Source organism: Halomonas sp. NO4, from assembly GCF_010994375.1.
Lineage (GTDB): Bacteria > Pseudomonadota > Gammaproteobacteria > Pseudomonadales > Halomonadaceae > Halomonas.
This window is the reverse complement of record NZ_WHMA01000061.1, coordinates 1-9,221: the sequence shown is the minus strand read 5'-3', so window position 1 is coordinate 9,221 and position 9,221 is coordinate 1. Positions and strand designations below refer to the sequence as shown.

Sequence of the window (9,221 nt, the reverse complement as noted above, 5' to 3'; positions counted from 1 at the left end):
GAGGCACCACCCTCGGGAACAGCGCCAGTCAGGCGCTGCGCGCCATGCCTGGCGCACATCGAAAAAGCGGCAGGCTTGCGCCTGCCGCTTTTGCATGCCCGATGGTGTCGTTGCCGTAACGGCGCGCCGACGCCAGCGGAAACCGCTACTTGATGACCCGCAGCGAGGGCCGCCCGCGGGAGGGCGGCGTCTCGCCCTCGTCGTCGCCCTCGGTAGTCGCCTCTTCGCGCTCCACGCTCGATAGCGGCGACGCCTCCGACGTCTCGGTGTCGTCAGCCTGCGGTTCGGGCATCACCGGCTCGTGCCCGAACACCATGCCCACCCCGCTTTCCCGGGCATAGATCGCCACCAGGGCACTCATGGGCACGACGACCTGCATCGATTGCCCACCGAAACTGGCATGAAAGGCCAGGCAGGCGTTGTCGATGGCCAGATCCCGCACCGCCGCGGGGCCCACGTTGAGCACGATCTGGCCGTTCTGCACGAACTGGCGGGGCACCTTCACCCCGGGCTGCTCGGCATCCACCACGACGTAGGGGGTCTGCTCGTTGTCCAGGAGCCACTCGTAGAGGCCCCTGGCGAGATAGGGACGGCTCGACAGCATCGGTTGCCCTCCTTCGGTTGCGGGATGGCAGCGCTCAGGTGCGCATTTCGCGCTCGCGCTCGCTCAGCGAGGCGGTGAAGGCATCGCGCTCGAACAGCCGCTCCATGTAGCTGACCAGCGGCTTGACCTGCTTCTCCGGCAGCTCGATACCCAACTCCGGGAGTCGCCAGAGGATCGGCGCGATGCAGCAGTCCACCAGCGAGAACTCCTCGCTCATGAAATAGGGGACGTCTTCGAAGATGGGCGAGATGCCGATCAGGCTCTCGCGCAGCTCCTTGCGTGCCTTCTCGACGTCCTTCTTGCCCCCCTGCTCGATCTGTTCGACCAGGGGGCACCATTCGCGCTCGATGCGATGCATCCACAAGCGGCTCTGGGCACGCGCCACCGGGTACACCGGCAGCAAGGGCGGATGCGGAAAGCGCTCGTCGAGGTACTCCATCATCACCTTGGACTCGTAGAGGACGAGGTCCCGATCCAGCAGCGTGGGTACGCTGTTGTAGGGGTTGAGGTCGGCGAGCTCCTCCGGACGCTGATCACCGCCGACCTCGACGATGTCCACCGCCACGCCCTTCTCGGCCAGCACGATGCGCACGCGATGACTGAAGTGATCATCGCTGCCCGAGTAGAAGGTCATCGACGACCGCTTGGCCACTACACCCATGAAACAATCCTCGCATCAAATCGAACCCGAATGATAACACGCGACCCGCTTCGACGGGGACGCAGCATTCCACGCCGTACCGGGCAGCGCCCCACAACGCAGAGCCCCCCACAACGCAGAGAGGGCACACGGCCTTGGCCATGCGCCCCCTGCGCCTCACATCTCGGGATCAGTGGACGTCGCGCCAGTACTCGCGCTTCAGCAGGTAGGCCAGCACCCCGAAGATGAAGATGAAGATCAGCACCTTCGGCCCCAGGGTCTGGGCCTGCAGCTTGGAGGGCTCACCCACGTAGGCGAGGAAGTTGGTCAGGTCGTAGACCGCCTCCTCGAACTCGTCGGGCTCCATGGTCCCCGGCTGGGTCACCTGCAGCACGTTGCACGACTGGTACTTGCCGGTCAGCGGGTCGAGTTCAGCACCCTCCACAGGGCGATCGGTCTCCGCACACACCTGCTCCTGAACCCCTTGCAGCGGCTCGAGCACGTTGGGCATCGATACCATCTCGAACACCTTGTTGTTGACCCCGTTGGGACGGCTCGGGTCACGGTAGAAGGTCAGCAGGTAGGAGTAGATCCAGTCGGTGCCGCGCACTCGCGACTCGAGCGTCAGATCCGGCGCCGCGGCACCGAACCAGTTGGCGGCGTCCTCCTCGGTCATGGCGTTGTGCATCAGGTCGTTGTACGCCAGATCGGAGGAGAAGATCAGGTTCTGCTCGACCAGGTCCTGAGGCATGCCGAGGTCCTCGGCGGCGCGCGCAAAGCGCTGATGCTCCAGGGAGTGGCAGCCCATGCAGTAGTTGGTGTAGAGCTTCATGCCCCGCTGCAGCGACGCCTTGTCATCGAGGTCCGGGGTCATCGAGTAGGGCACGTCCGCGGCCGGTGCGGCCATTGCCGTGAAGGGCACCAGCGCGAAGAGCAGTGCGAACAGTTGCTTTTTCATTAGCCAGTCACTCTCTCCGGAACGGGTTTGGTCTTCTCAAGCCGAGTGTAGAGCGGCATCAGCAGGAAGAAGGCGAAGTACAGGGCCGTGCACAGCTGGGAGACGATGGTACGCAATGGCGTCGGCGGCAGGGCGCCAAGGATCCCCAGGATCACGAAGCTAACCGCAAAGACGGCCAGCATCACCTTGGACATCCAGCCCTTGTAGCGTATGGAGCGCACCGGGCTGCGATCCAGCCAAGGCAGCACGAAGAGCACGGCGATGGCTGCCCCCATGAACATGACGCCCAGGAACTTCGCATCCAGGCCGAACAGGTTGAAGGTGATCGCCCGCAGGATGGCGTAGAAGGGCGTGAAGTACCATACCGGGGCAATGTGATCCGGCGTCACCATGGGATTGGCGGGCTGGAAGTTGGGCGGCTCGAGGAAGTAGCCACCACCTTCGGGGAAGTAGAAGACCACCACCATGAAGACGAACAGGAACACGGCCACCCCGAAGATATCCTTCACCGTGTAGTAGGGATGGAAGGGAATGCCGTCCAGCGGCTTGCCGGTCTCGTCCTTCTTGGCCTTGATGTCGATGCCGTCGGGATTGTTGGAACCGACCTCGTGCAGGGCGATGATATGCAGCACCACCAGCGCCAGGATCACGATGGGCAGCGCCACCACGTGCAGGGCAAAGAAGCGATTGAGGGTAATCCCGGAGATCAGGAAGTCACCGCGGATCCACTGGGTCAGGTCCGGACCGATCACCGGGATCGCGGAGAACAGCGAGATGATGACTTGGGCACCCCAATAGGACATCTGCCCCCAGGGCAACAGGTAACCCATGAAGGCCTCGGCCATGAGCGCCAGATAGATCGCCATGCCGAAGATCCAGATCAGCTCGCGTGGCGCCTTGTAGGAGCCATAGAGCAGACCGCGGAACATGTGCAGATAAATGACGACGAAGAAGGCGGTTGCGCCGGTGGAGTGCAGGTAGCGCAGCAGCCAGCCCCATTCGACGTCGCGCATGATGTACTCGACCGAACGGAAGGCCCCTTCCGCGGACGGGTTGTAGCTCATGGTCAGCCAGATACCGGTCAGGATCTGGTTGACCAGCACCAGCATGGCCAGCGAACCGAAGAAGTACCAGAAGTTGAAGTTCTTGGGCGCGTAGTACTTGGACAGGTGGTCCTGCCACATCTGCGTGGCGGGGAAGCGGTCATCGACCCAGCGCATGAAACCGCGTTCCGCCTTGACTTTGTTCGGATTACCCATCAGGCAGTCTCCTCGTCTTCGCCAACGATGATCACATCGTCGCTCTCGAAGCGGTACGGCGGGACCTCCAGGTTCGTCGGTGCCGGCACGTTACGGAACACGCGCCCCGCCAGGTCGAAGAAGGAGCCGTGACAAGGACAGAAATAGCCACCCGGCCAGGCCTGCATGTCGACGTCCCCCGGCTCCGGACGGAACAGTGGCGAACAGCCAAGGTGCGTGCAGATACCGATCAGCACCGAGATCTCGGGACGGATGGAACGCAGCGGACCGGTCACGTAGTCGGGCTGCTGCTCGACCATCGAGTCCGGGTCGGCCAGCCGAGACGGGTCGAGGTTCTCGGTGCGCTCGATCATCTCAGTCGTGCGCTTGACGATCCACACCGGACGCCCGCGCCACTCGACGATCATGCGCTGCCCTTCCTCGAGCTTGGAGACGTCCGCCTGCACGGGCGCCCCTGCTGCCCTTGCCCTGGCACTCGGCTGCCAGGAAGCCACAAAGGGAACCGCCACTCCCACGGCGCCCACCGCACCCACCACGGTGGTCGCACCCAAGAGAAGACGGCGCCGCCCTTTGTTCACGCCGTTATCTGCCATGTTATGGTTTCTCCCATCAGCTTACCCGTTGATCCATCACGGGATTGGCGTCCCGCGATCACGGATACCAAATCCGCCACATAGTAAGGAATCGTGCCGTCATGCACAAGACGAACAGGGCCTGACGAAGGTGGCATTTTCGTTGCAACTCATTGATTTGCAATAAAAAAGCCCAGGCAACGGCCTGGGCTTTTTTGTCGCAGCACTGAGCGTATCAGCGCTTGGAGAACTGCGGGCGACGACGCGCCTTGCGCAGACCCACTTTCTTGCGCTCGACCTCGCGAGCGTCACGAGTGACGTAGCCCGCAGCGCGCAGCGGCTTGCGGAAGTCCTCGTTGTACTCCATCAGTGCGCGAGTGATGCCGTGACGAATGGCGCCCGCCTGTGCGGAACCACCGCCACCCTGAACGGTGACGTAGACATCGAACTGGCCAAGCGTTTCCGTCAGTTCCAGCGGCTGGCGCACGACCATGCGGCCGGTGACGCGGCCGAAGTACTGATCCAGCTCACGGCTGTTGACGGTGATCTTGCCGGTGCCCGGCTTGAGGAACACGCGGGCGGTGGAAGTCTTGCGGCGCCCGGTCCCGTAATACTGCTGTGTCATGGCGATGACCCCCTCAGATGTTCAGTTCTTGCGGCTGCTGGGCGGCGTGCGGGTGCTCGGCACCGGCGTAGACCTTCAGCTTGGAATACATGGCGCGCCCCAGGGGGCCCTTCGGCAGCATGCCCTTCACGGCGGCTTCGATGACGCGCTCCGGCGCATGAGCGATCATCTGCTCGAAGCTCATGGAGCGCAGGCCACCCGGATAGCCGGTGTGGCGGTAGTAATTCTTGGCCTTGGCCTTGTTGCCGGTGACCTGGACCTTCTCGGCGTTGATCACGACGATGTAGTCGCCGGTGTCCACATGAGGGGTGAACTCGGGCTTGTGCTTGCCGCGCAGACGGCGGGCGATCTCGGTGGCCAGGCGGCCGAGCGTCTTGCCCGCGGCATCGACGACATACCAGTCGCGCTGCACGGACTGCGGTTTGGCAGTGAATGTCTTCATGGTTGAAAGCACCACATTGAATGTGTTGGATCCCGCCGCCGGTGCGGCCGGCATGGGATCGTCCCTATTCTTCTTGGTTGCCCGCCTGGGCGGACAACGGTCGAGCGAGGCGGCATTCTACACGACCCCCGCAGACCAGGCAACGCGACTCGGGCCCTTTGGACCGCGTCACGGCTTGTGCGGCAGTGCCAGGTATTCCCGCGACTGCATCTCCTGCAAGCGTGACAGCGTGCGCTGGAACTCGAACGCGAGGCGGCCGTCGGCATACAGTCGCTCCACCGGCGCCTCGGCCGACATCAACAGCTTGACGCCGCGGTCGTAGAACTCATCGACCAAGTTGATGAAGCGTCGTGCCTGGTCCTCGGTGGCGCCGCTCATGCACGTCACGTTGGAGACCAGCACCGTGTGGTATTCGCGCGCCAGCTCGATGTAGTCGTTCTGGCTGCGCGGCCCGTCACAGAGTTCGCGAAAGTCGAACCACACCACGTCGTCGTGGAGGCGACGCGCCTTGAGGATGCGGTGATTGATCTCGATGGCCACGTCCTCCTCGCCGGCGTGTCCCGCAATCTCGCGGAAGCTGCGCGCCAGTTCCGTCTCGGCCGCCGCGTCGAGGGGCGCGTGGAAGATCTCGGCCCGCTCGAGGGCACGCAGCCGATAGTCGATGCCCGAGTCGACGTTGACCACCTCGCAATGGCGCTTGAGCAACTCGATGGCGGGCAGGAAACGCGCCCGCTGCAGGCCATCCTTGTAGAGCTCGTCGGGCACGATATTGGAGGTCGCCACCAGTACCACGTCCCGCGCGAACAGCGCCTCGAGCAGGTTGGCCAGGATCATGGCATCGGTGATGTCCTTGACGAAGAACTCGTCGAAGCAGATCACCCGCGCCTCGGCAGCGAACTTGCCGGCCACCAGGGTGAGCGGGTTCTTCTCGCCCTTGTAGTGCTCCAGCTCGTTGTGCACGCGCTGCATGAAGCGGTGGAAGTGGGTACGCATCTTGTCGGGAAACGGCAGCGCCTCGTAGAAGGTATCCATCAGATAGGTCTTGCCGCGCCCCACACCGCCCCAGAAATAGAGGCCGGTAACGGCCGGCAAGGCCGGCGCCGCGCCGTCCACCCTGTCGCTGCGCCCGAACAGACCGGCCATCTTCGCCTTGAGGCCTCTGGCGCTGGCCGTGGCGCGCGGCGCCGCACGCGGCGTGGCCACCAGCTCCTCGAAGAGACGCTGCAGGTGAGCCACGGCACGCTCCTGGGCCGGGTCGGGCTGGAAGTCCTCGCGCTCGAGGTCCGCTCGATAGCGCGCCAGCGGCGTGGCACCGCGCTGGGCTGTCTCAATGTCAGGCATGGCGATTCCTGGCTCGACGTCGTGGCTTGCTTATGAAGGGGGCCATTATACGCATCCCCGCGGTCACGCGCAGGCAGCGCCGGGGGTGCGTTGACCCCGAGACCGTCGCCCCCTCTATAATGGGCGCCAACGCAGCTCGCCCGACAGTCCATCCGGTCGCGCGCACCAACAGGGAGAAGCAAGTGGAATACGGCAACATCAACTGGATCCTGGCCATCGCCTGCCTGCTGGCAGGGAGCGGCCTGGGCGCGCTGGGATACCACCTGGCCGGCAGCGGCGCCGGCCATCGCCAGCAGCTGCGCCAGCGACTGGCCGAGCGCGAACGCGAACTCGGCCAGCTCCGCGACCGGCTCGACGACCATTTCACCGAGATTGGCACCCTGATCGGTCGCCTCCAGCACGAGTCACGGGCCCTGGAGCAGCGCCTGGCGGAGGACGCCGCCACCTTCGACGTCAAGGGGCCGAGCGAGCGCCCCGGCCTGGCCGTCGAAACCGAGGAAGCACCGCTTCCCACCCCGCGCGACTACGCCGACGGCCGCGGCGGCACCCTCTCCGAGGACTTCGGCCTCAAGCCCAGCAACGACGGCACCGCACAGCCACAGCCCCCGCGCTACTGAGCCCGGCTCAGGCCGGGTTGTCGATATCCACGAAGCGGTGTTCGACGGCATACTCCCGGGCGAGCCACTCGCCCAGTGCCTGGACACCGTAGCGCTCGGTGGCGTGATGGCCGGCGGCCAGGTAGTGAATGCCCAGCTCGCGGGCCAGATGGGTGGTGCGCTCGGAGATCTCGCCGGAGATGAAGGCGTCGGCACCCGCCGCCTGGGCCTGGAGGATCATGTCCTGGGCGCCGCCAGTGCACCAGGCCACGCGCCGGATCTCGCTCCCCTCCGGCGCCTCGATCAGCAGCGGCGCGCGGCACAGGGCGTCGCCTACCCGGCTTGCCAGCGCCGTGGCACTGCACGGCGCCGCCGGACGACCGAGCCACACCAGCCCCTCGCCCAACTCCCCGTCGGCGCACCCCTCCACCGTGAAACCGAGCCGCCGGGCGAGCTCGGCGTTGTTGCCCAGCTCGGCATGGGCATCGAGCGGCAGGTGGTAGGCGAGCAGGTTGATGTCGTTGACCAGCAGTGTACGCAGCCGCCGCCGCTTCATGCCGGTGACGGCCACCGGCTCGTTCTTCCAGAAGTAGCCGTGGTGCACCAGCAGCAGGTCCGCCTGCCAGGCCACGGCCTCGTCGAGCAGCGCCTGGCAAGCCGTCACGCCGCTCATCACCCGTGATATGCGGTCTCGGCCAGCCACCTGCAGGCCGTTGAGGGTGTAGTCCTTGAAGCGTGGTGCAGCAAGAAGGGTATCGCAGGCGGCAACCAGGTCGTCTCGAGCAATCATCCAGGCCTCCGGACAGGGAAAGAGTGGCAGTGATACACTATTGCACACCTTCGCCACTGTCACGACCGCGGGGGGAGGTGCCTACGCCCCTCCCGCTGATCAGGAATAGCGCCGCATGCGTCGAGCCCTCGCGCCCTATGTCTGGCCCGTTATCACCGGGATCCTGCTGGCCATCGTGCTGTTGAACGCCTTCCCGCAGCTGCTGGGGCGTTCGCCAATGCCTCCTGCCCTCTCCCCCACCGTGTCGGAGGCACCCAGCCCGGCACCGACTAGCGAGCCGGCCCCGCGCCCCACCCCGGAGGTGCGCCAGGCCGCCCCGCTTTCCCGCGACCAGGGCCCGATCAGCTACTCTGACGCCGTGGAGCGTGCCGCACCGGCGGTGGTGAACATCTACTCCTCGCGGGTGGTCGAGCGTGAAGAGCACCCACTGATGTCGGACCCCTTCTTCCGCCAGTTCTTCGGCGACGAACTACCCAGCCAGCAACGCCTGCTCTCCAGTCTTGGCTCCGGGGTCATCGTCAGCGAGGACGGCTACGTGCTGACCAACCACCACGTGATCGACGGCGCCGACGAGATCCAGGTGGCGCTGCGCGACGGCCGCGAGACCTTGGCCGAGGTGATCGGCACCGACCCGGAGAGCGACCTGGCCGTGCTGCGCATCGATATCGAGGAGCTGCCGGTGATCTCGCTGTCCGACAGCGAGGACGTCGCTGTGGGCGACGTGGCGCTGGCCATCGGCAACCCCTTCGGGGTCGGCCAGACGGTCACCATGGGTATCATCAGTGCCACCGGACGCAGCCACCTGGGCCTGAACGCCTACGAGGACTTCGTGCAGACCGATGCGGCGATCAACCCCGGCAACTCCGGCGGGGCCCTGGTCAACGCCGAAGGGGCGCTGGTGGGCATCAACACGGCGATCTTTTCGCGCTCGGGGGGGTCGCAGGGCGTCGGCTTCGCCATCCCCACACGCCTGGCCAGCAGCATCCTCGACGACCTGGTGACCCAGGGGCGGGTGATTCGCGGCTGGCTGGGCATCGAGGCCCAGGAGATGACCCCGGAACTCGCCGCCTCCTTCGGCCTCAACGCCCCGCGCGGGGTGGTGATCGCCGGGGTGGTCCCCGAGGGTCCGGCGGCCCGCGCTGGCCTACGCCCCGGCGACGTCCTGCTCGCCGTGGACGGACGCCCGATCCTCGACGCCCGGGAGACCATGAGCGACATCGCTGCCGTCGAGCCCGGCTCCGAGCTGCCGCTCACCGTGGTGCGCGGCGGCAAGACTCTCGACGTGACCCTGGAAGTCGGCGAGCGTCCCACACCGCAGCTCCGGCACCCACAATCGTGACTGCTCCCCGCCCTAAGCGCTGACGCGCCACGGGCGAGGCTTCCCACTTCTCAGG

At 65.6% G+C, this 9,221-nt stretch carries 11 protein-coding genes; 2 read left to right on the top strand and 9 right to left on the bottom strand.

Translation table 11 applies throughout. The features are described from left to right. Nucleotides 1-145: 145 nt before the first annotated feature. The 8 genes from FEF15_RS18705 to zapE form a co-directional block, all read right to left on the bottom strand. The gene (locus FEF15_RS18705; RefSeq protein ID WP_163560910.1) at nt 146-604 is read right to left on the bottom strand and encodes a ClpXP protease specificity-enhancing factor; all 459 of its coding nucleotides are present in this window, start codon (nt 602-604) and stop codon (nt 146-148) included. Between the two features lie 34 nt (nt 605-638). Further along, nucleotides 639-1,265, bottom strand: coding sequence for a stringent starvation protein SspA (gene sspA / locus FEF15_RS18700; protein ID WP_163560908.1), 627 nt, complete (start codon nt 1,263-1,265; stop codon nt 639-641). Between the two features lie 169 nt (nt 1,266-1,434). After that, nucleotides 1,435-2,202 (bottom strand): cytochrome c1, encoded by a 768-nt coding sequence (locus FEF15_RS18695; protein WP_163560906.1) that lies wholly within the window; start codon nt 2,200-2,202, stop codon nt 1,435-1,437. Then, nucleotides 2,202-3,461 (bottom strand): cytochrome bc complex cytochrome b subunit, encoded by a 1,260-nt coding sequence (locus FEF15_RS18690; RefSeq protein ID WP_163560904.1) that lies wholly within the window; start codon nt 3,459-3,461, stop codon nt 2,202-2,204. Before FEF15_RS18690 ends, FEF15_RS18695 begins: the two co-directional genes overlap by 1 nt. Next, nucleotides 3,461-4,054 (bottom strand): ubiquinol-cytochrome c reductase iron-sulfur subunit, encoded by a 594-nt coding sequence (gene petA, locus FEF15_RS18685; RefSeq protein WP_163560903.1) that lies wholly within the window; start codon nt 4,052-4,054, stop codon nt 3,461-3,463. Before petA ends, FEF15_RS18690 begins: the two co-directional genes overlap by 1 nt. A 214-nt stretch (nt 4,055-4,268) precedes the next feature. After that, a complete protein-coding gene (gene rpsI, locus FEF15_RS18680) occupies nt 4,269-4,658 on the bottom strand; it encodes a 30S ribosomal protein S9 (RefSeq protein WP_163560900.1) in 390 nt (129 codons plus the stop codon). A 13-nt stretch (nt 4,659-4,671) separates the two neighbouring features. After that, the gene (gene rplM, locus FEF15_RS18675; RefSeq protein ID WP_163560912.1) at nt 4,672-5,100 is read right to left on the bottom strand and encodes a 50S ribosomal protein L13; all 429 of its coding nucleotides are present in this window, start codon (nt 5,098-5,100) and stop codon (nt 4,672-4,674) included. 168 nt (nt 5,101-5,268) lie between these two features. Beyond that, on the bottom strand, nt 5,269-6,441 hold the full coding sequence (gene zapE, locus FEF15_RS18670; RefSeq protein WP_163560898.1) for a cell division protein ZapE: 1,173 nt from the start codon (nt 6,439-6,441) through the stop codon (nt 5,269-5,271). Between the two features lie 182 nt (nt 6,442-6,623). On the opposite strand from zapE, the gene FEF15_RS18665 reads away from it, so the two are divergent. Next, nucleotides 6,624-7,058 carry a DUF1043 family protein gene (locus FEF15_RS18665; RefSeq protein ID WP_163560896.1) on the top strand — a complete coding sequence of 145 codons (435 nt, stop codon included), beginning with the start codon at nt 6,624-6,626 and terminating at the stop codon, nt 7,056-7,058. 7 nt (nt 7,059-7,065) lie between these two features. On the opposite strand, the gene FEF15_RS18660 is transcribed toward FEF15_RS18665, so the two are convergent. After that, complete coding sequence (locus FEF15_RS18660; RefSeq protein WP_163560894.1) at nt 7,066-7,827, bottom strand: Nif3-like dinuclear metal center hexameric protein; 762 nt, start codon at nt 7,825-7,827, stop codon at nt 7,066-7,068. 115 nt (nt 7,828-7,942) lie between these two features. Here FEF15_RS18660 and FEF15_RS18655 point away from each other — a divergent pair, with 115 nt between their 5' ends. Continuing rightward, the gene (locus FEF15_RS18655; RefSeq protein ID WP_163560892.1) at nt 7,943-9,166 is read left to right on the top strand and encodes a Do family serine endopeptidase; all 1,224 of its coding nucleotides are present in this window, start codon (nt 7,943-7,945) and stop codon (nt 9,164-9,166) included. Nucleotides 9,167-9,221: the final 55 nt, after the last annotated feature.

What these genes read in the sequence shown, in the direction of transcription:
- FEF15_RS18705 (WP_163560910.1), bottom strand. Translation starts at nt 604, where the DNA reads ATGCTGTCGAGCCGTCCCTATCTCGCCAGGGGCCTCTACGAGTGGCTC.
- sspA (WP_163560908.1), bottom strand. Translation starts at nt 1,265, where the DNA reads ATGGGTGTAGTGGCCAAGCGGTCGTCGATGACCTTCTACTCGGGCAGC.
- FEF15_RS18695 (WP_163560906.1), bottom strand. Translation starts at nt 2,202, where the DNA reads ATGAAAAAGCAACTGTTCGCACTGCTCTTCGCGCTGGTGCCCTTCACG.
- FEF15_RS18690 (WP_163560904.1), bottom strand. Translation starts at nt 3,461, where the DNA reads ATGGGTAATCCGAACAAAGTCAAGGCGGAACGCGGTTTCATGCGCTGG.
- petA (WP_163560903.1), bottom strand. Translation starts at nt 4,054, where the DNA reads ATGGCAGATAACGGCGTGAACAAAGGGCGGCGCCGTCTTCTCTTGGGT.
- rpsI (WP_163560900.1), bottom strand. Translation starts at nt 4,658, where the DNA reads ATGACACAGCAGTATTACGGGACCGGGCGCCGCAAGACTTCCACCGCC.
- rplM (WP_163560912.1), bottom strand. Translation starts at nt 5,100, where the DNA reads ATGAAGACATTCACTGCCAAACCGCAGTCCGTGCAGCGCGACTGGTAT.
- zapE (WP_163560898.1), bottom strand. Translation starts at nt 6,441, where the DNA reads ATGCCTGACATTGAGACAGCCCAGCGCGGTGCCACGCCGCTGGCGCGC.
- FEF15_RS18660 (WP_163560894.1), bottom strand. Translation starts at nt 7,827, where the DNA reads ATGATTGCTCGAGACGACCTGGTTGCCGCCTGCGATACCCTTCTTGCT.
- FEF15_RS18655 (WP_163560892.1), top strand. Translation starts at nt 7,943, where the DNA reads ATGCGTCGAGCCCTCGCGCCCTATGTCTGGCCCGTTATCACCGGGATC.